The sequence below is a fragment of the Endozoicomonas sp. ALB032 genome (assembly GCF_049310125.1).
GTDB lineage: Bacteria > Pseudomonadota > Gammaproteobacteria > Pseudomonadales > Endozoicomonadaceae > Endozoicomonas_A.
This window is the reverse complement of the sequence record NZ_JBLYNW010000001.1, coordinates 3,403,372-3,425,696: the sequence shown is the minus strand read 5'-3', so window position 1 is coordinate 3,425,696 and position 22,325 is coordinate 3,403,372. Positions and strand designations below refer to the sequence as shown.

At 50.4% G+C, this 22,325-nt stretch carries 20 protein-coding genes; 14 read left to right on the top strand and 6 right to left on the bottom strand.

Translation table 11 applies throughout. The features are described 5' to 3' along the window. Nucleotides 1-13: 13 nt before the first annotated feature. From ACO6VG_RS12785 to ACO6VG_RS12770, 4 genes are all read left to right on the top strand, one after another. Nucleotides 14-841, top strand: coding sequence for a DUF805 domain-containing protein (locus tag ACO6VG_RS12785; protein ID WP_422132630.1), 828 nt, complete (start codon nucleotides 14-16; stop codon nucleotides 839-841). 414 nt (nucleotides 842-1,255) lie between these two features. Beyond that, the gene (locus ACO6VG_RS12780; RefSeq protein WP_422474242.1) at nucleotides 1,256-2,443 is read left to right on the top strand and encodes an acetate kinase; all 1,188 of its coding nucleotides are present in this window, start codon (nucleotides 1,256-1,258) and stop codon (nucleotides 2,441-2,443) included. A gap of 66 nt (nucleotides 2,444-2,509) precedes the next feature. Then, complete coding sequence (gene pta, locus ACO6VG_RS12775; RefSeq protein ID WP_422132628.1) at nucleotides 2,510-4,606, top strand: phosphate acetyltransferase; 2,097 nt, start codon at nucleotides 2,510-2,512, stop codon at nucleotides 4,604-4,606. A 259-nt stretch (nucleotides 4,607-4,865) separates the two neighbouring features. Then, nucleotides 4,866-5,150, top strand: a complete 285-nt coding sequence (locus tag ACO6VG_RS12770; RefSeq protein ID WP_422476287.1) for a GDCCVxC domain-containing (seleno)protein — start codon at nucleotides 4,866-4,868, stop codon at nucleotides 5,148-5,150. Nucleotides 5,151-5,237: 87 nt separating this feature from the next. On the opposite strand, the gene ACO6VG_RS12765 is transcribed toward ACO6VG_RS12770, so the two are convergent. The 4 genes from ACO6VG_RS12765 to bioA form a co-directional block, all read right to left on the bottom strand. After that, on the bottom strand, nucleotides 5,238-5,900 hold the full coding sequence (locus ACO6VG_RS12765) for an OmpA family protein (protein WP_422132627.1): 663 nt from the start codon (nucleotides 5,898-5,900) through the stop codon (nucleotides 5,238-5,240). Nucleotides 5,901-5,911: 11 nt separating this feature from the next. After that, on the bottom strand, nucleotides 5,912-6,556 hold the full coding sequence (locus ACO6VG_RS12760; protein WP_422132626.1) for an MBL fold metallo-hydrolase: 645 nt from the start codon (nucleotides 6,554-6,556) through the stop codon (nucleotides 5,912-5,914). Between the two features lie 218 nt (nucleotides 6,557-6,774). Beyond that, nucleotides 6,775-7,023 (bottom strand): hypothetical protein, encoded by a 249-nt coding sequence (locus ACO6VG_RS12755; protein ID WP_422132625.1) that lies wholly within the window; start codon nucleotides 7,021-7,023, stop codon nucleotides 6,775-6,777. Between the two features lie 226 nt (nucleotides 7,024-7,249). Next, a complete protein-coding gene (bioA, locus tag ACO6VG_RS12750) occupies nucleotides 7,250-8,536 on the bottom strand; it encodes an adenosylmethionine--8-amino-7-oxononanoate transaminase (RefSeq protein WP_422474240.1) in 1,287 nt (428 codons plus the stop codon). Between the two features lie 205 nt (nucleotides 8,537-8,741). Between bioA and ACO6VG_RS12745 the strand changes: the two genes are divergently transcribed. The 3 genes from ACO6VG_RS12745 to nagA all read left to right on the top strand — a co-directional run bounded on the left by ACO6VG_RS12745 (nucleotide 8,742) and on the right by nagA (nucleotide 11,642). Then, nucleotides 8,742-9,596, top strand: coding sequence for a 6-carboxytetrahydropterin synthase (locus ACO6VG_RS12745; RefSeq protein WP_422474238.1), 855 nt, complete (start codon nucleotides 8,742-8,744; stop codon nucleotides 9,594-9,596). Nucleotides 9,597-9,707: 111 nt separating this feature from the next. Next, complete coding sequence (locus tag ACO6VG_RS12740; protein ID WP_422137283.1) at nucleotides 9,708-10,364, top strand: hypothetical protein; 657 nt, start codon at nucleotides 9,708-9,710, stop codon at nucleotides 10,362-10,364. Between the two features lie 123 nt (nucleotides 10,365-10,487). Further along, on the top strand, nucleotides 10,488-11,642 hold the full coding sequence (gene nagA / locus ACO6VG_RS12735) for an N-acetylglucosamine-6-phosphate deacetylase (protein ID WP_422474236.1): 1,155 nt from the start codon (nucleotides 10,488-10,490) through the stop codon (nucleotides 11,640-11,642). A gap of 42 nt (nucleotides 11,643-11,684) precedes the next feature. Here nagA and ACO6VG_RS12730 read toward each other — a convergent pair whose 3' ends face one another. Then, nucleotides 11,685-12,584, bottom strand: a complete 900-nt coding sequence (locus ACO6VG_RS12730) for a GlxA family transcriptional regulator (RefSeq protein ID WP_422474234.1) — start codon at nucleotides 12,582-12,584, stop codon at nucleotides 11,685-11,687. Between the two features lie 197 nt (nucleotides 12,585-12,781). After that, nucleotides 12,782-13,474, bottom strand: a complete 693-nt coding sequence (locus ACO6VG_RS12725; RefSeq protein WP_422132619.1) for a class I SAM-dependent methyltransferase — start codon at nucleotides 13,472-13,474, stop codon at nucleotides 12,782-12,784. 269 nt (nucleotides 13,475-13,743) lie between these two features. On the opposite strand from ACO6VG_RS12725, the gene ACO6VG_RS12720 reads away from it, so the two are divergent. The 7 genes from ACO6VG_RS12720 (at nucleotide 13,744) to astB (ending at nucleotide 22,263) form a co-directional block, all read left to right on the top strand. Continuing rightward, nucleotides 13,744-14,958, top strand: coding sequence for an aspartate aminotransferase family protein (locus tag ACO6VG_RS12720; RefSeq protein WP_422132618.1), 1,215 nt, complete (start codon nucleotides 13,744-13,746; stop codon nucleotides 14,956-14,958). A gap of 109 nt (nucleotides 14,959-15,067) precedes the next feature. Continuing rightward, a complete protein-coding gene (locus tag ACO6VG_RS12715) occupies nucleotides 15,068-16,330 on the top strand; it encodes a hydrolase (protein ID WP_422132617.1) in 1,263 nt (420 codons plus the stop codon). Further along, complete coding sequence (locus ACO6VG_RS12710) at nucleotides 16,327-17,358, top strand: arginine N-succinyltransferase (protein WP_422474231.1); 1,032 nt, start codon at nucleotides 16,327-16,329, stop codon at nucleotides 17,356-17,358. Before ACO6VG_RS12715 ends, ACO6VG_RS12710 begins: the two co-directional genes overlap by 4 nt. Before the next feature lie 36 nt (nucleotides 17,359-17,394). After that, nucleotides 17,395-18,219, top strand: coding sequence for a DUF1338 domain-containing protein (locus ACO6VG_RS12705; RefSeq protein WP_422132615.1), 825 nt, complete (start codon nucleotides 17,395-17,397; stop codon nucleotides 18,217-18,219). A gap of 114 nt (nucleotides 18,220-18,333) precedes the next feature. Next, the gene (gene astA, locus ACO6VG_RS12700) at nucleotides 18,334-19,371 is read left to right on the top strand and encodes an arginine N-succinyltransferase (RefSeq protein ID WP_422132614.1); all 1,038 of its coding nucleotides are present in this window, start codon (nucleotides 18,334-18,336) and stop codon (nucleotides 19,369-19,371) included. 48 nt (nucleotides 19,372-19,419) lie between these two features. Next, on the top strand, nucleotides 19,420-20,886 hold the full coding sequence (gene astD / locus ACO6VG_RS12695) for a succinylglutamate-semialdehyde dehydrogenase (RefSeq protein WP_422137278.1): 1,467 nt from the start codon (nucleotides 19,420-19,422) through the stop codon (nucleotides 20,884-20,886). A gap of 33 nt (nucleotides 20,887-20,919) precedes the next feature. Next, nucleotides 20,920-22,263 carry an N-succinylarginine dihydrolase gene (astB, locus tag ACO6VG_RS12690; protein WP_422137277.1) on the top strand — a complete coding sequence of 448 codons (1,344 nt, stop codon included), beginning with the start codon at nucleotides 20,920-20,922 and terminating at the stop codon, nucleotides 22,261-22,263. The last annotated feature ends 62 nt before the right edge of the window (nucleotides 22,264-22,325 follow it).

Sequence of the window (22,325 nt, the reverse complement as noted above, 5' to 3'; positions counted from 1 at the left end):
GGGGGATCCAGTTATGAAGCGCAAAGATTATAAAGTCATATTCAAAGGGCAGATTCTTCCTGGCTTTTCCGAAGCTGAAGTCAAAAATAATCTGGCCCGTTTGTTCAATGCCGATGCGCAGCGCATTGACCGCCTTTTTTCAGGCAAGCCCTACGCGGTTCGAAAGCCTGTCACCAGGAAAGAAGCCCGCAAATACGAAGAAGCCATTAGAAAGGCCGGTGGACAATGCCGGATTATGACCCTGGATGGCTCAAAAACATTACCACCCACTGAAGAAAACAGCTCATCTATCTTTGCCGAGACCTCGCTGTCCAGAGCACCCCGACAAAATAGTAATGAGCCATTGCGGCTGATAAGACGCATCGGACGAACCCGCTACCTGGCCATGAGTTGGCTGGTCGTAGCTGTAGAAGCTGTTGCCTTCCTGCTCCCTGATTATTTACCAATGCTGATTGGAGCAGCCCTGACTATTCAGCAGACTGTGTCAATGGTTCTGGGCATTCACAGTCTGGCAATCATGCTTACACTTTATCTGGTCATTACCCGACTTCACGATATGGATCGAAGCGGCTGGCTGTGGCTGTTTCTGGTCATTCCAGTGGTCAATATTCTGCTGCTTTTCTGGCTCAGTATCGGGCCGGGCACAGAAGGAAAAAACAACTATGGGGAGCAGCCGTTACCACCAGCCAATCTGACACGTGCACTGGGCATTTATCTTCCCATCTCATTGATGCTTGTTGGAGTCGCTGGCGCTTATCTCTATCAGGAACAACTGGTGACCTGGATTCAGATGTTGCCTGAAGCGACCAAGAAATGGACGGGGCTTGAGTATCCGGGATAAAAGGCTAAATTACCTTTGTGCCCTGAACAGATTCTAACGATATGATTTTCCTATCTGCGGAATACCTTTCCCCGGACTGTAGAAATTCCGATAGAGGCATTCAAAAATAGTATCTGAATACGCATCTTTACGCAGTCCACTGACCTGCATCAATGGTTATAATCGAAACTTTTATAACGTTGCCCGTATTATGAGCCGATATTCGTCTGGTGAATTGCAAAGCATTTTTATTCATCCCTGGTTTTCGAATATCTGTCCTGCGGGCCACCATGATGCAAACAGTTCCTTCAGTATTGAACTCAGGGTGCTTCGGCACACAGAGTCAAACTACTGTTGACACATACCCCTTCAGAAGGCTGACCGGAGTCAATCGGTCAGCCTCCCATTGCAAGTATTCTGCTAGGTACTATTTCAATGAGCAAAGACAGCATTCTGGTCATCAACTGCGGCAGCTCATCCCTCAAATTCGCAGTGATTAACCCGACAACGGAAGAAGAGAAAATCAACGGCATCGCTGAACGCCTGGACAGCAGCGAAGCGGTTCTGCGCTGGAAGGTCAAGGGCGAGAAAGGCTCTCAGGCGCTCGGACTGGCTGCACACGAAGCAGCTTTGGAAGCACTCATGGGCCTCCTGCGTGAAGAAGGTCTGGTAGAAGGCATCTCCGCCATTGGTCACCGCGTTGTTCACGGTGGAGAGAAGTTCTCCAAGTCCTGTCTGGTCACAGATGAGGTTCTGCAGGCGATTGAAGACGGCACCAAACTGGCTCCTCTGCATAGCCCAGCCAACCTTGCAGGTATCCGTGCCGCCCAGAAAATTTTCCCGGGCCTGCCCAATGTTGTTGTTTTTGACACTGCATTCCATCAGACCATGCCAGCCGAAGCTTACCTCTACCCGATTCCATACAGCCTGTACAAAGAACAGGGTGTTCGTCGTTACGGCTTTCATGGAACCAGCTATCGCTATGTCGGTCAGGCTGCTGCCGACATGCTGGGTCTGGATATCAATGACAGCAATCTCGTGGTAGCTCATCTGGGTAACGGAGCCTCTGCCTGTGCGATCAAGAATGGCAAGTCCATTGATACCACTATGGGCCTGACACCTCTGGAAGGTCTGGTTATGGGCACCCGTTCCGGTGATGTTGACCCCAACCTCTTCAACTTCCTGAACAAAACTCTGGGCTACACCCTGGAAGAAGCCACCGACCTGCTGAATAAGAAGAGCGGTCTACTGGGCCTGTCTGAAATGGACAGCGACTGTCGTGTTATTGAAGACGCTGCAGCTCAAGGCAATGAACGTGCGCAACTGACCCTGGACGTTTTCTGCCATGTTCTGGCTGAAAAAGTAGCGGGTTTTGCTGCCGCCATGGGTAAGATTGATGCCCTGGTATTCACCGGCGGTATCGGAGAGAACTCCAGCGTCATTCGCAAGAACGTTATTGAACGCCTGAGCATTTTCGGCTTCAAGGTAGACAACAAGCTCAATGATGAAACTTTCCGGGGCAGAAGCGGTGTTATTACCGAGGAAGGCTCAACGATTGCAATGGTCGTGACCACCAACGAAGAGCTAATGATTTCCCGTGACACTCAGGCCCTGATCGCCTGATTCAACCTGGGGTCTGCCTGAAGACCCCATGTTTGACTTGCTTGCGAACATTTCTGGAGCTGCATTATGCGTACGTTTTTTCTGGCCCCAACCCGATATGGAGTCGGCCTGACTTCAGTCTCCCTGGGTCTGGTGCGGGCACTCGACACTCTGGGCCTGAGGGTAAAATTCTTTAAGCCCATTGCCCAGTTGCATACGACGGATAAAGGTCCTGAGCGTTCTACACGACTGGCTCAGCGTATTATGGACCATGAGCCACCGACACCGATTACCACCCAAAGGGTTGAAAACCTGCTGGGAGACAATAAAGGTGATGAGATTATGGAAGAGATTGTCGCTCTATTCGACGATGCTTCCGAAGGGGCTGAAGTGGTCGTAGTCGAAGGCTTGGTTCCCACCCGTGACATGCCTTATGCCAACCGCCTTAACAGCGATATGGCCAGAACATTGAACGCCGATATTATTCTGGTTTCAGAAAAAGGCAAGGACTCTCTGGAAGATGTTGCAGATAAACTGGAAATTGCTGCCGACAGTTTTGGTGGCATCAAAAACCCCAGTGTCATCGGTTATATCCTGAACAAACTGGATAAAGAGCTGGTTGAGCAACTGACTGAAGATCAACAATTCAGACCCTTGCCCGAGTTTACTCGCAAGAGCTTCTTGCCCCTGGGTTACATCAGCTACGATCCACAGCTGAGTTCACACCGCACTCTGGACATTGCCCGCCATCTGGGTTGTGAAGTCATTAACGAAGGTGACATTGCCCAGCGTCGTGTTAATTCCTACACACTGAGTGCCAGAACTCCCAGTAACATGATCCAATACCTGAAGCCCGGTAATCTGATCATTACTGCCGGTGACCGTGATGATATTGTTCTGGCAACCTCTATGGCAGCCTCCAACGGTGTTCCCCTGCCCGGATTGTTACTCACCAGCGGAATCAGAATGTCCAAGGCTGTTCAGGAGCTCTGTGCCAAAGCATTCTCTACCGGTCTGCCAGTCCTGATGACTGAAGATGACTCTTATACGACCGCTACCCGTCTGGATCGCATGAGTGACGAGCTGCCTCTGGACGACATGGAGCGTATTGAAAAAGTGATGAACACCATCGCCGAGAATCTTAATAACAACTGGTTCAAGCAGCACTGCGGAGGTCTGACAGAGCGTCGTCTTTCGCCTCCGGCATTTCGCTACAGTCTGGTGCAACAGGCAAAAGCAGCTCGCAAACGCATTGTTCTGCCAGAAGGTGATGAGCCAAGAACCATTCAGGCTGCCATCATCTGTCAGGAACGCGGCATTGCCGAGTGTATCCTGCTGGGTAATCGCGAAGTTATTGAACAGGTCGCTCGTGACAACGGTTTTGATCTGCCAGAAGGGCTGATTATTATGGACCCCAGGAGTATCAGTCAGCGTTACATTGAGCCCATGGTCGAACTGCGCAAGCATAAAGGCCTGAATGCTCCTATGGCAGAAGCTCAGCTGGAAGATACCGTTGTTCTGGGTACCATGATGCTGGCCACGGACGAAGTGGATGGCCTGGTTTCCGGCGCTGTCCACACTACGGCCAACACCATCCGTCCGGCTTTCCAGCTGATCAAGCCGAAAAAAGACGCCGGTGGACTGGTATCTTCCATCTTCTTTATGTTGCTGCCTGATCAGGTTCTGGTGTACGGTGACTGCGCCGTTAATCCAAACCCTGACGCAGAAGCTTTGGCTAACATTGCCATTCAGAGTGCCGACTCCGCCAGAGCCTTTGGCATTGAGCCGCGCATCGCGATGATCAGCTACTCTACAGGCTCTTCCGGCATTGGTGCAGACGTTGAGCGTGTTCGCGATGCTACCCAGCTGGTTCGTGAGAAGCGCCCTGATCTGGTGGTTGACGGTCCACTGCAGTACGACGCTGCGTCCGTCGAATCTGTTGCCAAGAGCAAGGCGCCCGACTCAGACGTTGCTGGTCGTGCAACTGTCTTCGTATTCCCGGACCTCAATACGGGCAATACTACCTACAAAGCTGTACAGCGTAGTGCCAATGTCATCAGTGTAGGTCCAATGCTTCAGGGTCTGAACAAGCCGGTCAACGACCTCTCCCGCGGTGCTCTGGTGGACGATATTGTCTACACCATTGCCCTCACCGCTATTCAGGCTGCTGCCGAAAAAGCCTGACTCTGCCTTTTGTTCGGGGGAGACAAAATGTCTCTCCCGTCATTTATGCAAATCAAATATCTCATCTCACTGTCGTTTGTTTATCCTGCTACACATCTTCCTGAACACGACCGCGAATAATCTCTTAATCATTCGAGGCAACACATAATTGTCACACTTCTTGCTTAACATTTATGAACAATCATTCAAGTAAGGAGAAACTGTGTCGACATTGGATTATTACGCCCTGAAGAAAATAACAAAAGCAGAGAAATTGACAATGAAACTTCATCTTAATACCGAGTCAACGGTTACCTGTAACTGCTGCGGCCATTCCGAAACTGAAACCATGCCACTGGATGCTTGCGTTTATCTCTATGAATGCAGAAGCTGTAAAAACCTGATGACTCCCCAGAGAGGGGACTGCTGCATCTTTTGTTCTCGTGGCTCCCATCCCTGCCCCACCAGCCAGAAAGAAAGCAGAAGCTATCGAGTAATACCCAAGCAAGAACAAGCAGCCACGGAAGCCTCACACTATGAGACGAGCCAAACGATGGCAGGATAATCTGTCTGCCAGCCCGTAAAGGAGCCAGTGAGGCCGACGAACGCTTATCTCAGAACAGTTTCGGCACACTGGCTGGCTTTTCAATATTTATTGATGTTTGGGATCCGGTATCAAATTTATCTCTACCCTTCTGTTCAGCGCACGACCCTGCATGGTGTTGTTATTGCCAATAGGATCTGAGGCTCCCGCACCAGAATAGGTAACGCGTGACCCGGAAACCCCTTGATATATCAGATAATCCGCCACACTCCTGGCCCGATCCTCGGAGAGAGGCAGGTTAATCTTGTTAGTCCCGGTGCTGTCGGTATAGCCAACTATGTCAACCAGATTCTTGTCGAACTCCTTGACAACTTTGGCAACAGAACCCAGAACAGGATAGAAACTGGACTTGATCGCTGACTTATTGGTATCAAATGTGATGTTAGAGGGCATGATTAACTTGAGGTTATCTCCATCCCGTTGTACCTGAACACCGGTTCCCAGCAACTCTTTTCTGAGCGCTGCTTCCTGCCTGTCCGTGTAATAACCATAGCCAGCTCCGGCTGCAGCACCAATCGCAGCGCCCTCCAGAGCCCCTTCGCCGCCACCGACCAAACCGCCAATGACAGCACCGGTAACTGCACCAATGCCACCGTATGCAGTGGTTTTACTGACTTCCTTCTCACCAGTGTATGGATTGGTCGTATGACAACCCGCTATGACCGCAGCGGCGGCAACGACCAATGACATTCTTTTCAGCTGCATTAACATGTTCACTTCTCCTAACCGCGAATAATGCTGTTTTCCCGGATTTCTTCGCCAATACAGGTATCCGGACCATGACCTGTAACTACAGTGGTTTCCTCATCCAAAGTGTACAGACGATCACGAATGGACTTCTCTATTGCTTTGAAGTCACCACCCCAAAGATCCGTTCTACCAATTGATCGGCGGAACAGGGTGTCTCCAGCGATCAACAGATTCTCTTTCACAAAGTGGAAACACATGGACCCAGGGGTATGTCCGGGAGTATGCATCGCCACCCCCCCACAGCAAGGAAGCTCCTGATCATCATTCAGCCAGAAGTCAGGATCTGGAACAGGGTTATAGGGCACACCAAACATACGACACTGAGTTTCGAGATTATCCCAGAGGAACTTATCTTCTTTGTGAAGATGAATGGAAGCACCAGTCTTTTTCTTGATTTCACCGCTAGCCAGGAAGTGATCCAAGTGAGCATGAGTATGAATCAACGCTACTGATTTTAGTCCGTGACTCTCCAACTTGGCAAGAATCACATCAGGATCACCACCGGGGTCGATGACGATGGCTTTCCTGGTAATGGGGTCACCAATGATGGTGCAGTTACACTGCAAAGGCCCCACAGGAAATGTTTCTTTGATCAGTGATGGATATTGCTCGGTCATTCTAGGGAACCTGCGAATAAGATTTGATTTCTTCCAACCTTTTTGTTTTCAGCAAAGCCAGATCGATATTCAGAAAAGAGAGTGGCTGTTGAACGGACACTCTTTGACAGGGCTTTGACGCGAAGATTATCACATATCGGGGGATCTTATTCGCCAGCTTACGTTCGAAGTGTCTGGTGTGCCAAACTCCAACTCCAATCTCAGGGAAGTCTTAAATCTCAGGGAAGTCTTACCAGCACCTTCATTCGCCCACGACCCTGACTCAAAGAAATACTCAACCGCGTATTGACGGGAGCACCTCGCAGATTCAGCCTGACCAATGAATTACAAACGGTCAGCCGCCTCATGACGACTTCTTCTGGCAACCCGCCAAATATCGGGTAGGGATAGCAGGGTTCTGCGTCACAAGAGCCCTGTTCTTCGTCAAAGTCTTCCAGCAGATCAGGCAGATCAAAACGGAGAGCCATAACTAAACCTCCAGCAGCAGCCTTGGGAAGTGCCAGCCCGGAAGCCCGAACGAGGGCCACCGGAACTCTATAACCGACTATCCGAGCCGGATAGCACGTAGAATTGTAGACAACCTCTGCAGAGCCCATGAATCTTTTTTGAGCACTGGCACGCCAATCACCAAATCCCTCAGCGCATCCTGCTCAGCCATTAATTGCGATTCGCACTCTCGCGAGACGGTGCTCGTTAACGGATGGACTCAACGACCGTACAAATGGCTTTGCACAGAGTATCCAGATCTTCATCTGAAATGACATAAGGTGGCATAACATAAACCAGTTTACCGAAAGGTCTGACCCATACCCCCTGTTCTGGGAAACGGGGTTGAATTTCAGACATCACCACCGGCTGTCTCAATTCAACCACACCAATAGCTCCCAGAACCCGTACGTTAGCCACCGCTCCAAGCTTATTACAGGGAGAGAGACCAGCCCATAATTTTTTCTCTATGTTAGCCACCTGATTGACCCACTCACCTGAAGATAAAATATCCATGCTCGCCACACCGGCTGCACAAGCCAGAGGATTAGCCATGAAAGTAGGTCCGTGCATGATCGGACCAGTGTCACAGATGGCCTTACTGACTTCTTCGGTGCACATCACAGCTGATAACGTCATATAGCCACCGGTAAGGGCTTTACCTACACACATGATATCCGGGATAACATCGGCGTGTTCACAGGCAAACATTTTCCCGGTTCGACCAAAACCCGTGGCAATCTCATCATGAATGAGCAAGACTTCATGCTCATCACAGAGTGCTCTGACTTTTCTCAGAAAGTCGGGGGAGTAGAAATGCATTCCACCAGCCCCCTGAACGATAGGCTCAATAATAACGGCGGCCACCTGATGATTCAGGGACTCCAGTTCAGAGCGAAAAGGTTCTATATGATGGTCTTCAAGTGTCTCATCGAAGCCGCAGCCGGGACGGGGCACGAAATGATGTTCAGGCAGAATACCGGTAAACAGATGGTGCATACCATTGTCAGGATCACAGACCGCCATGCCCCCGGTCGTATCGCCGAAGTATCCGCCTTTAAATGTCAGCAACTTGTTCTTGTTAATCTCGCCCCTGCATTGCCAATACTGCATGGCCATCTTGATGGCTACTTCTACAGCGACTGAACCTGAATCCGCAAAAAATACGGTTTTGATCGGTTCGGGTGTCAACTCAACCAGTCTGCGAGACAGTTCAATGGCGGGCTTATGGGTCAACCCACCGAACATGACATGGGACATTGAATCGACCTGATCCTTAATGGCCTGATTCATAAACGGATGATTATAGCCGTGGACCGAACACCACCAGGAGGACATCCCGTCAATCACTTCTCTGCCATCACTCAAGCGGAGCCTGACCCCTGAAGCACTTTCAACGGCAAACAGTTTATACTGGCTGGGTGTTGTCCCATAAGGGTGCCAGATATGCCGGGCATCAAATTCAAGATCAGATTGTGTGATGGTTCGATCCAAAATGGACTCCAAGGTTTTCAGGTGTTCAGGATGCGATGAATAATAAGCTAAATCCCCGCAACAATTCACTGGGCGGCCAAATGAAAATCCATTCCACAGAATTTAGCCGGGCACTGAATCGCCTCGAGAAATGAGTTACAATTGCTCTTTAACTCATTATTTTTCTTCACCCCGTTTTCTTCAATCACAGTAGAACCAGAAACCAATGACCGCACTGTTCGTCAATCAACTCACCACACTTGATTTCAGTTACCTTTCTCCGGAACGCGGGGTTGTAGGGGAAACCTGGCTGGTCGATGTCGTGCTTCGGGGCGATCTGGATGAACAGGGCATGGTCTTTGACTTCGGCCATGTCAAAAAGCAGATCAAGGCTTCTCTGGACATTCTTGCCGACCACCGCCTGCTTGTGCCTGCTTCTCACGGAGCAATAACCGTCAAAACAGAGAGCGAAGAATGCCTTTCTGTCAACATGCAGACCAGTACCGGTGATGTCATCGAATGCAAGGCTCCCGCCCCTGCAATTTTACTGGTCAATGCTCAGGAAATAACCCCTGAAGCTCTGACCCCCTTTCTCGAAAAAACCTTGCTGGATGAACTGCCAGACAACGTCGTCGGTGTTGAACTGGATATTTATCCTGAACAGTTTTCCGGTGCTTTCTACCACTACAGCCACGGCCTGAAAAAACATCTGGGCGACTGCCAGCGAATTGCCCATGGCCACCGTTCTCCTATCCACATCTACCTGGACGGAAAGCGCGACCCGACGCTCGAAGCAGACTGGGCCGAAAACTGGAAAGATATCTACATCGCCACCCGTGAAGACCTGCTGGAAAAAGTGACCATAGGCAGGCGGGATCACTTTCGCTTTGGCTATACCTCAGACCAGGGCTACTTCGAGCTGACTCTGGCAGAAGACCGCTGCTACCTGATTGATACTGACAGTACCGTGGAACTTCTGGCAGAACACATTGCAACCACCCTGAAAGCCCGTACCCCGAATCACTCAGTCCGGGTTGTGGCTTTTGAAGGATTTAACAAAGGCGCTGTGGCGGAAAAATAAATACCCCTGATTCAGGAGGCGTCTTTGACGGGTCAGACTTATGCTTTCAAGCCAAAGCTGTCTTAAGTCGGACTAAAATTAGATCTATCGATCAACAGAAACGGATTTCTTATGGCCATCGAAGACGTCAATAATCGCCCCATTTCCCCCTCAAGCCCTCGACAAGATCCTGAATTGGGCCTTTCCGCTGAGCAACAGGTTGAAGAAGAAGTAAAATTCACTTTTCAAGACCTGAAAAGCCACATGGAAGAGATGTTGCAATTCAATTACGCCGTCATCCATGAACTCCTGGGGCAGATTGCCGCTATCAGTCCCTACAGGGCAGACATGGCTCAGGGTAAACAGCCAGAAGTGGCCTTAACAGAAGCTTCTGATGCCGTCAAAGCAACCCCTGTTGCGCCCGTCGGAAAAGCAAGCGCGTCAGCCTACCTGGCTGGCCTTCAGCACATTGAAGGGATGTTGGGAAACCACGACATCAAGCTTCAGGCAATGCTTGATAAGCTGGCGCTGTCGCGCTCTGGCAGAAAAGTCAGTCTGGAGAGTCAGGGGTTGGAGTTTGAACGTCTGAAATCCATCGTCATTCAGGCAGAAGGCAGAATGAACCAGGTATTAAGCCAGATGCCAGAAACCCTGCCTGAACATCCGGGACGCATGTTAAAGGACATGCTGCCTGAGGTCATCGAAAAATTGCAGCAATACGATGGCAGCTTTCGGGAAGCGCTCACCGAAGTGCGTGAAGAAATCCTCAGGGTCAGCTCACCCCGGTGAGAACCGATGATCACCTCACTGCTCCTGAGCACTCTCACCTGAGCATAGGTAATCATAACCCTACGGAGCCCGTTTAGCGTCATGGTACAATCATGGTCATTTTCCTGCTGACAGGTCTGAGACATGACGACTTTTTATCTGAAGGCAAAAAAGATCTTCACTGAAGAAGGCATTCTTCAGGACAGTTTTCTAAAAATAACGGACTGTCTTATTGCCGCTATTGACTGTGTGCCTGAAGAAGGCGCGGTGATCACGGATCTGGGAGACAGTCAAATTGTCCCCGGCCTCATTGATCTGCATATTCATGGCAGCGGTGGCTTTGACGTCATGGATGCCAGCCACGAAGCCATTAACACCATCTCAAAAACCATTGCTGCTAAAGGTGTCGTAGGCTTTCTTGCCACCACCGTTACTGATACCTGGGAAAGAAACCTCGCGGCCCTGAGAAACGTTAAGCACTGTATCGAGCAGGGCGTTGAGGGTGCAGAAGTGCTGGGTTCCTACAGTGAAGCCCTATTTTTTTCCGAACGTTTCAAAGGCGCCCATGAAAGCAGCTACTTCCTGAAGCCCACAAAAGAAAGACTCGACGAGTTGCTGGCAGCATCGGGTGGCACCCTTCGCTCACTGGCTCTGGCCCCTGAAATTGAGGGCGGCATTGAAGCAATTGAATACCTGACCAGCAAGAATGTCCGCGTCATGATTGGACACACAGGCGCTACTTACGATGTCTGCAAGAAAGCCTTTGCAGCGGGAGCCGTGGGCGGCGTTCATATTTTTAACCAGATGCTCGGATTGCATCATCGTCAACCCGGTACCGCCGGTGCTGTTCTGCACCACCGGGATATCTATGCAGAATTGATAGCAGACGGAGTTCATGTTGACCCCATAGTGATGGACCTGGTTTACCGCCTCAAAGGGGCTGATAAAACCGCTTTGATCACCGATTGCATCTGTGCAGGTGGATTGAGCGACGGGGAATACCAGCTGGGACTGTTGACAGTTCATGTCAAAGACGGTGTTGCCAGAACCGAATCGGGTGCTCTGGCAGGAAGCACCCTGACACTGAATCGTGCCGTCGCCAACATGATCGAAAAAGTGGCTGTAGACCCTCTGAGCGCTGTTCACATGGCTTCTCTGACACCAGCGACTTTGCTCGGCCTGCAGGACGAACTGGGCAGCATTAAGGTCGGTAAGCGTGCATCCATAGCGGTTATGAACAAAAATCACGAGGTCCTGATGACTTTTATCGACGGCAGGCAGGTTTTCAGCCTGTATTGATATCTTGCTCCGGTGGTGCGCTGACTACTGTAGAAGGCTAACTTACGATTGCCGCTCTTCCCTGGGCGTCAGATCAAAATGGTTTTTATACGCCGTGCTGAAATGTGAAGCATTAGAGAAGCCACAAGCAACCCCCACATCCACTATCGGCCTGTCAGTCTCCCTGAGCAGCTTTCTGGCGCACTCAAGCCTGAGCTTCAAGTAGTGCCTGGAAGGCACAGTATCCAGATATTTTCGAAACAGTCGTTCCAACTGTCTACGGGAAATACCCACCAGAGAAGCCAGTTCATCGGCACCCAGTGGCTCTTCTATATTGGCAGCCATCAACTGTGTTGCTTCCTCAATCTGTGGTTGCTGCTTTCTGACGGGGGGCGCGACAAAAGAAGAAGTCCCCAGCCCACCAAGACGATCCCTCACCAATAATTCCGATACACTGGCAGCAAGATAACCCCCCTGCTCCCGGGCGACCAGAGAGAGCGTCATATCCATAGCAGCCGTGCCTGCGCCACAGGTCATTCTGTTTCGGTCCAGTTCAAAAGTCGTCTGGCTCAACACCACCCGGGGATAGAGTTCCTGAAGGGCATCAGCGGCCCCTTCCAGTCGAGCACGATAACCATCAAGAAGGCCTGCACTCGCCAACAGGTTGGCGCCTTTGCCAATCCCGCCCAAAACAGATGCCTCGGACAATGCGGCAGAAGGAATCTGAACACCTGTTTTTGAAGCGACCAGAATCACCACATCCATGAATTCCAACGCCGACTGAGAGGGCTCAATGGAAAGACCCAGGTTACTCGTGACCGTTGATTCTGCAATGACAGCACTCTCATAAACGCACTGTCCGGTCGCCTGATTAACTGCTCTCAGCACTTCCAGGGCTGAAGACAACCCCAGCAAAGAGAAGTCGGGATATAAAAGAAAACCGACTTTGCAAGGCTTACTCACCCATAGCTCCTTTCTGCGCTGCAATCTCCGGAACCGAAAAAAGAATTATTCTTCATAGGGAAAAAATACTCGTAAAGCGTGCCTGATGATATCTCTATGGACAGAAGCCAGACTCTGAAAAATTCATCATAACAACTAAAGGCATCTTCTTTCAGTACAGAAATAAGCCTTGCAGCTCAGATCAGGACAATGGCCAGTCAATGCCCCAAAATGTAAATACTGAACAAAGGTGAATGAAGCTCGTCCTTCCACGGCATCCCGTCATCTGCCGTCCCCAGAGGCTGACTAAACGCCAGCAGGTTCAAATTCGACAGAGAGAATACTGAGCGGTAGTCCTCATCAGTCCAGAAAAAATCTTCAAAGACTACCCCCGAATCCGCCACAGAGCATTTAACTCGACAGCCACTGGTAAGCTCCCTGTTTTGAGGGAAGTCATTATCGATCGTCAACCAGTTGCCCTTGAACTTTTGCTCTGAACTGACAATCACTATCGCCGCACCATCGGGCTTTAATACCCTTTTCACTTCGCGGATCACCGCCTCCATTTCAGATAAAGAGTCTATTTCAACCAGAACATAAGACAACATCACCAAATCATAAGACGCATCGGGACGAGGAATAGCTGCGGAATGAATGCGGGTAAATACCGTGTTCTGATGATCCTTTATAGCCTGATGGAGCATACTGTCTGAAATATCCATACCCTCTACATCAAACCCGGCATCTTTTAATAGCGGAATCATCAATCCTGCACCGCAACCATAGTCCAGCGCCCGGGCTCCCACTTTAACGTATTTATCCAGGATTCCAGGCAGGTCTCTGCGGATCATAAATCCGAGGTGGTTTTTCTCTTCGGCATAAGCCCTTGCTATCTCTTCTGAGTACTCCATAACCTCATATCACTGTGATGGGAACCTGAAGATAAAAAATAGCAGAGCCGTTCAGAAAAAAAGTTTCTCAGCAAATGATCCTCAGAGAAAACTTCAGGTCGCCTGGTGTAAACTGTTCGATCCGACTTTGATCTATAGTGGATAGGCAAGCGGCCAAAACAATAAATAAGTTCATGATAAATCAGCCATGATCGGAAGCAGCGCATTTCAGTCTCTACCCTGTTGAAAGACGCTCACTATATAAAAACCATGTACACCGAGGACAAGAAATGAGCGAATACTCCGTTAACAGAGCGACCTTCGATGAAGTCATGGTGCCTAACTATGCACCACAGGCGATGATTCCCGTTCGCGGAAAAGGTTCACGAGTCTGGGATCAGGAAGGCCGAGAATACATCGATTTCGCAGGGGGTATTGCCGTTAATGCTCTTGGCCACTGCCACCCTCGGCTGGTCAAGACTCTCAAGGAACAGAGTGAAAAGCTCTGGCATATGAGTAATGTTTACACCAATGAGCCTGCTCTGGCTCTGGCCCAGCGCCTGACCGAGATCTCCTTTGCCGATAAAGTATTCTTCTGTAACTCGGGCACCGAAGCCAACGAAGCAGCCTTCAAACTGGCCAGAAAGTATTCTTTTGATCATGTTGGCCCTGAAAAGCATGAAATCATATCCTTCAAAAGCTCCTTCCACGGTCGCAGCCTGTTTGCTGTAACAGTGGGAGGCCAGCCAAGTTACTGTGAAGGTTATGCGCCGGTCCCCGCCGGTGTGACTCATCTACCCTACAACGATCTGGAGGCCCTGAAAGCAGCCATTTCAGACAAGACCTGTGCAGTCGTTCTGGAACCGATCCAGGGTGAAGGTGGGGTAATCCCGGCGGACCCAGAGTTCCTGAAGGGCATAAGAGCACTATGTGATGAACACAAAGCTCTGATGGTTTTGGATGAAGTGCAAACCGGTGTAGGCCGTTCCGGTGAGTTTTATGCTTACATGACCACCGGTGTCATTCCAGACATTCTGACCACAGCCAAATCACTGGGCGGTGGCTTCCCCGTAGCTGCCATGCTGACCACCGACGAGGTGGCCAAAAGCTTCGGCTTTGGCAGCCACGGCAGCACCTATGGCGGTAACCCGCTGGCCTGCGCTGTCGCTCTTGAAACCATCAACCTGATCCACAACGATCAGGTTCTGGCCAATGTCAGCAGCAAACACGAACTCTTTCGAAGCGAGCTGGAACGCATTAACAAAGTCTATGGCATCTTCAGCGAAGTTCGTGGCAAAGGTTTGCTGATGGGTGCAGAGCTGACCGAAAACTGGCACGGCAAAGCCAAAGACTTTCTGGCTGCTGCTGCTGAAGAAGGTCTGATGATGCTGGTTGCTGGCCCGAATGTGCTGAGAATGGCCCCCTCACTGATCATCCCGGATGAAGATATCCGTGAAGGTATGGCAGCACTGGAACGGGCAATTGCCAAGGTAGTCAATTCATAATTAACCACTGCACCGGTCTCTTGCTTCTGGCCGGTGCCCCTCTTTAATCAGAAGAGAATGCCGCATTAGTGTGCATTTCAACAAAAAGCATCTCTGAAAATGGTGTTTCATGTCCGACCTTCTTGCCCCGCTACAATCCCTGCTAACCCGTCTGGACAGCCTTCAGGCAGAGATGCTTCTACACACCATTGAACTGGCTGAAATCAACTCTGGCAGTCTCAATGCCACGGGCGTTAATCAGGTGATGGAACGCCTCAGACAAATGACTGCACCTCTGGGTGGAAAACAGGAAGTCATTGACCTGGAACCTTATGAAGTAATTAATGACCAAGGGGAAGTGATTCAACACACATTGGGCAAGGCCCTGAGAATCCGTAAGCGCCCCGAGGCTCCCCTGCAGGTTTTCCTGTGCGGCCATATGGACACTGTGTTCCCAAAAGACAGCTCTTTCCAGAAGGTTATTCAACTTGATGAAGATACTATCAATGGTCCGGGTGTCACCGATTTGAAAGGCGGCATCATTGTGATGCTGAATGCACTCAAAATTCTGGAAGCAAGCCCATGGGCAGATCAAATTGGCTGGGAAATTCTCTTTAACCCGGATGAAGAAATAGGTTCACCGGGTTCTGCTGCGTTAATAAAAGACGCCGCCAGCCGTGTAGATCTGGGCATGATTTACGAACCCTGCTTCCCGGATGGCAGCTTCGCGGGTCAACGCAAGGGCAGCGGAAACTTCACTGCTGTCTGCTACGGCAAAGCAGCCCACGCTGGCAGGGAACATCATCTGGGAAGAAATGCTATTCGTGCCCTGTGCGACTTTGTCTCAGCAATGGATGACCTGAACGGAAAGCGGGAAGGCGTCACATTTAATCCCGGCTATATTCACGGTGGTGGCGCAACCAATATTGTTCCGGACCAATGCATAAGTCGTTTCAATATCCGCCTGGAGAGACCGGAAGATGAGCAGTGGTGCCTTAAGGAACTGCAAATGATTGTCAATGAGATCAGCAGTCGCAACGGTATCCGTCTGGAACTTCACGGTGGCTTTAGCAGAAAGCCCAAGGTACTCACTCCGGCCAATCAGCAACTGTTTGAGCTGGCCAGACAGTGTGGTCATGCCCTGGGGCTGACTCTTGATGTAAAGCCAACCGGCGGCTGCTGCGACGGCAACAACCTGGCCTCAGCCGGCATTCCCAATATTGATACCCTGGGTGTTCAGGGTGGGCATATCCACAGTGAACAGGAGTACCTGAAAATCAGCAGCCTGATACCCAGAGCCAAATTGAGTGCAGCCCTGCTACTGACCCTGGCCCGTAATGAAGCCCTGGGTACCGGAAACGCCTGGCTGAAAAACAAAGAGTCCCGACCATGAAAGTCGTCAGACCTGTTGATTATCAAGACCTCAGTGCTCTGGAAACACTGGCCAACAGCGCCAGAGGCTCAATGACCACCCTGCCTGCGAACCGTGATCATCTGGCAGAATTGATCTGCAAAACCCGTGACTCCCTCAGTCAGAACGTTGAAGGTGCCGGAGAAGAAAGCTACCACTTTGTTCTGGAAGATCAGGAAACGGGTGAGATTCTTGGCATATCTGGCATTATCGCCACGATAGGTCTTTCGGCGCCTTTCTATAATTTCCGTGTCGACGAAGAAGTTCACGCCTCCGAGACACTGCAAACCATTAACCGGATGACGGTTTTAAAGCTCTGTCAGGACTACACGGGTTACACCAGCCTTTGCACTCTTTTTATCTCTCAACAACACGACAGCTGGTCTAACCTTCAGTTGCTGAGCCGTGCCAGGCTGCTGTTCATAGCTGAACACAGAGACCGTTTTGCTGACCGTGTTCTGGCAGAAATTCAGGGCGTTGTTGATGAAAACAACCGCTCAGCGTTCTGGAACAGTCTGGGCACTCACTTTTTCCCAATGGCGATGTCCAAAGCCAATTATCTGACCGGCCTTGAGGAAAAGAACTTTATTGCTGACCTGATGCCCCGTTATCCGATTTACACACGCCTGCTGCCGAAGCAGGCAAGAGCAGTCATTGGTGAACCCAGACCCGACCGGGAGCCGGTGTTTAACATTCTTGAACGGGAAGGCTTCAGCTATCAGGGGTATGTGGATATTTTTGATGCTGGCCCCACTCTGGAAGCAGGAACCGACCGGCTAACCACTCTCCGTGACAGCCAGATCCATCAACCGGATCTATCCACAACATCGGCTGAACGAGAAACAGTTTATACACAAAACGACGACTATCTTGTAGCCAATACATCGGCCCGATCTTTTCGATGCATCAGCACGGCTTTCAACCCTCAAGCCCCCACCCTGAAACAGAAAGAAACAGACCTGCTGCAACTGAATGACGGAGACCCCGTCAGAGTGGCAGTTAGCTATTAAAAGACCTTGGACTTATAAAGTTAGAGGATACAGGCAATGACAGAAGCCAAAACAAACACGATCAAAACCCTTCTGGAAGCCATGTGGCAGAATTATCTGGAACTGACACCTGACGCCCGGACAATCCATAACCTCTTTGCTGCTCAAAATGATGGCTTAGTGATCAATGATCACATTGCATTGCGAACGTACAATCTGGACAGGGTTAGCCTCGAAAAAGTAGCACGCCCTTTTCTCGATGCAGGTTATGTTGCCGGCGGCGACTATGAGTTTCCCGGCAGAAAACTGGTAGCCAAACACTTCCAGCATCCCGACGACACCCTGCCAAAAGTATTTATCAGTGAGCTGCTGGTTGAGGCGCTGTCCATTGAAGCTCAGCAAGTTATCCACAGCCTGGTCAACCAGGTCACTGAAACGTCTGTTCTTCAGGATGATTTCTGTTTTTCAGGACGACCCTGGACGGTCAGTCAGCAAGACTATGACCTGCTATTACAGGAAAGTGAATACGCTGCCTGGGTGGCAGCCCTCGGATACCGTCCCAACCACTTCACTGTCTCCATTAATCACCTGCAATCCCATGATGACATCCAGGTTCTGAACCAGATGCTGCAGGACAATGGTTTCATACTGAATGAAAGCGGCGGTCTGGTGAAAGGCTCTCCCGAAGTGCTTCTGGAGCAGTCATCCACTATGGCCGGTAAAGTCAACGTCAGCTTCTCCGATGGTGACCGGGAAATCCCCGGCTGCTTTTATGAGTTTGCCAAGCGCTACCCTCTGCCCGACGGCAAACTCTATCAGGGGTTTGTAGCCGCTTCTGCTGACAAAATTTTTGCAAGTACTGATACCCGGTCAACCCAATAATCTGGAGTTGTTCAGTTATTGAAGAAGGCAAAAGCGGCAGTGCAGATTTTTTCTCAGGCTGCTCTGTTCAGCTCAATATAATCAAAAACAACAACTATTCAGTGACGTTTTCTTATGATGATAATCAGACCCATCACCGAACAGGATCACGACGCACTCTGGCAGATTGCCCAGATAACCGGCGTGGGTTTCTCGTCCCTGCAACCTGACCCTGAGATGGTTCAGAAAAAGCTCGAATGGGCAGTCAACTCCTTCAGGGCTGAAAAACCTCTGGAAGAAGCTTACTACCTGTTCGTCATGGAAGACATGGAAACAGCAGAGGTCGTTGGTGTCTGCGGCATTGAGTCCGCTGTGGGCCTTAAAGATCCCTGGTACAACTATAAGGTCAACACTCAGGTACATGCCTCCAGAGAACTGGATGTCTATACCCGTATCAAGACCCTGACACTTTGTAGTGACTACACAGGTCACTCAGAACTTTGCACTCTGTTCCTGACACCGCAATACCGCAAATCCAGTAATGGACACCTGTTGTCCAAATGCCGCTTTCTTTTCATGGCCGCTCATGAGCCTCGCTTTGACGAAAGCGTCATTGCTGAGCTTCGTGGTTTTTCCGATGAAGAGGGTGAATCTCCTTTTTGGGAAGCCCTGGGCAGACAATTCTTTGCCGTGGACTTTGTCGAGGCTGATCAACAGGTCGCCCGTGGTAAATCCTTTATCGCCGAGCTGATGCCACGCAACCCCATTTATAGCAACCTGTTACCGGCAAAAGCCCAAAGTGTCATTGGCCAGACTCATGAGGATACCGTACCGGCCAGAAAACTACTGGAGGGCGAAGGGTTCCGATACACCGGTTATATCGACATTTTTGATGGTGGCCCGGTGCTGGAAACTCAGGTTAAAGACATCCGGGCAATCAGGGATTCCCGTCGCTACCGGATCAAAGTCCATAACCACCTGGATACCGATGAAACGGTCTGGCTGATGGCCAATAGTCACTTCCGTGACTTTCGCTGCATCGCCGGACAATTGTCTTTTGAAGGACTGGAGTTCGTCAACATCAGCCAGAAACAAGCTCAGGCACTGAATGTAGGGGACGGCGATGAACTCAGAGTCGTGCCACTTTTCAACCCACAGCGAAGTCATCGCTAAGAAGCAGTTATTGATAAACAGCCCATGGCTCACTAACGGAGTTACATTATGAAAGGTTCTCTATTTATAAAAGGACAATGGCTTCAGGGTGAGGGGCAGACATTTCATTCCCTGAATCCAGCCAGTGGTGAAATCATCTGGAGTGGTTCTGCTGCTCAACCCTCCCAGGTTGATCAGGCCATTTCAGCAGCCCGAAAAGTCCAGCCGGAATGGGCTGCACGCACTCTGGAAGACCGCATTAAACGGGTGCGCAAGTTTGCCGCACAGGTTGAAGAAAATGCTGACTTGCTGGCCAGAACCATTGCCATGGAGACGGGTAAACCCCTCTGGGAATCCAGAACTGAAGCAGCGGCCATGAAAGGCAAGATTGAAATTTCTATCAAAGCCTGTAATGAGCGCACCGGAACGACAGAAAACACCATGCCCGGAGCCCGCGCTTTTATACGACACAAGCCTCATGGTGTCGTCGCGGTTTTTGGCCCCTACAATTTTCCGGGACACTTGCCCAATGGGCACATTGTTCCGGCCCTGCTGGCGGGCAATACGGTTGTCTTCAAACCCAGCGAACTGACCCCGGCTACTGCGGAAGAAACCATCAAACTCTGGCAGCAGGCCGGGCTGCCGGAAGGCGTGTTGAACATGGTTCAGGGCGAAAAAGAAACGGGTATGGCTCTGGCCAGGCACAAAGGCATTGACGGTCTGTTCTTCACCGGCAGCTCCAATACCGGAAGACTGATCCACCAGCAGTTTGGTGGCCAGCCAGGCAAAATTCTGGCTCTTGAGATGGGTGGCAATAATCCATTAATTATTACTGAAGTTAAAGACCACAAAGCAGCGATACACGACGCTATTCAGTCAGCATTTATTACTGCCGGTCAGCGCTGTACTTGCTCCAGGCGCTTGTTCGTTCCTGCCTCAGAATGGGGTAATAGTTTTATTGATCAGCTGGTCGAAGCCGCTGGCAACATCAAAGTGGGTCAATGGAATGATGAAGACCAGCCCTTCATGGGAGCCGTTATTTCAGAAGCGGCGGCGGACGCTATTCTTCAAGCTCAGACACACCTGCAGCAGCTGGGTGGTCAATCACTGCTGACGAGCCAAAAATTGAAGAAAGGCACCGGTTTACTGTCACCCGGCATTATTGATGTTACCGCCATTAAAGAGCTGCCTGATGAAGAATACTTTGGCCCTCTGTTGCAGGTAATTCGTTACGACCAGTTCGACGAAGCCATTGAACAGGCCAATAACACCCGCTATGGACTCTCCGCAGGCATTTTCAGTGACAGTCGTCAAGACTATGAACAGTTCCTGCACCGCTCCCGGGCCGGAATCGTCAACTGGAACAAGCCCATCACCGGAGCCAGCAGTGCTGCGCCATTTGGTGGTATTGGCGACAGTGGTAACCACCGCCCCAGTGCCTACTTTGCCGCTGATTACTGTGCTTACCCGGTAGCCAGTGTGGAAGCTGAGAGCTTGTCACTCCCGGAAAAACTGGCCCCGGGTTTAAAGCTTTAATAACGCTGGCTCCGAGATCGGAATAGAAGAGATATGAATAAAACTGTTGAAGCCAATTTTGATGGCCTGGTAGGTCCAACCCATAACTATGCCGGCCTGTCTCTGGGCAATATCGCCTCAACCCATCATCAGTCAGCGCCTTCCAATCCCAAACAGGCTGCTTTACAGGGTCTGGCGAAAATGAAGGCATTGCACGACATGGGTTTAGTACAGGGAGTGCTGGCACCCCAGGAAAGACCAGACGTTTATACCCTGCGCAAGCTTGGTTTTAGCGGCAGTGATGAACAAGTGCTTGCCGAAGCCTCACGACAGGTGCCCAAAATTCTTGCCGCATGCAGTTCTGCATCCACCATGTGGACCGCTAATGCCGCTACTGTATCACCCAGCGCCGATACAACCTCTGGCACCGTGCACTTTACACCTGCAAACCTGTGCAGCAAGTTTCACCGCTCCATTGAGCATGAGATAACAGGCAGAATTCTAAAAGCCGTTTTCTCCAGCGAGGAACATTTTACGCATCATCCTGCACTTGTCAGTAGCTCTCACTTCGGTGATGAGGGTGCAGCCAACCATACCCGTTTCTGTCAGAACTATGGAGACGAAGGGGTAGAGTTCTTTGTTTATGGCCGTTACAGCTTTGATGACGCCCGGCCAGCTCCGACAAAGTTTCCGGCTCGACAGAGTCTGGAAGCCTCACAGGCTGTTGCCCGCATCCATCAACTCAATACCAGTCGTACTGTATTTGCACAACAAAACCCCGAAGTCATTGATCAGGGAGTTTTCCATAATGATGTTATTGCTGTGGGGAATCGCAACGTCCTGTTCTGTCACGAGAAAGCTTTCCTGAACCAGGCTCAAGTCTATAACGACCTGAAAAATGCCTATGGCCGGGATGACTTCTGCATTATCGAAGTGCCTGAAAGTCAGATCAGAGTGGAAACGGCAGTGAAAAGTTACCTGTTCAACAGTCAGCTGCTCAGCACTTCCGATCGTGATATGACTATTGTTGTTCCCTCTGATTGCCAGAGCGATCGACAGGTTGCAACCTATCTGGAAGGGCTGGTTGCATCCGATAATCCCATCAATAACATCAAAGTGTTCGACCTGCGTCAAAGTATGAATAATGGTGGTGGACCTGCCTGCCTGCGCCTGAGAGTTGTGCTGACTTCTGAGGAACTGGCTGCCACCAACCAGGCCTGCCTGATAAACGACACTCTCTATGTAACACTCTGCCACTGGGTTGAAAAGCATTACCGCGACAGGCTGACTGAAGCCGATCTTGCCGATCCTGAACTTCTGATTGAGTCTCGCACAGCACTGGATGAGTTAACCGGCCTTCTGAAACTGGGGTCTATTTATCAGTTCCAACAGGTGTAAAGGCCCGGAGCTGATTTTATCTCCGCAAGAGATAGAATCAGCTCATCCATTTCATGGGAGAA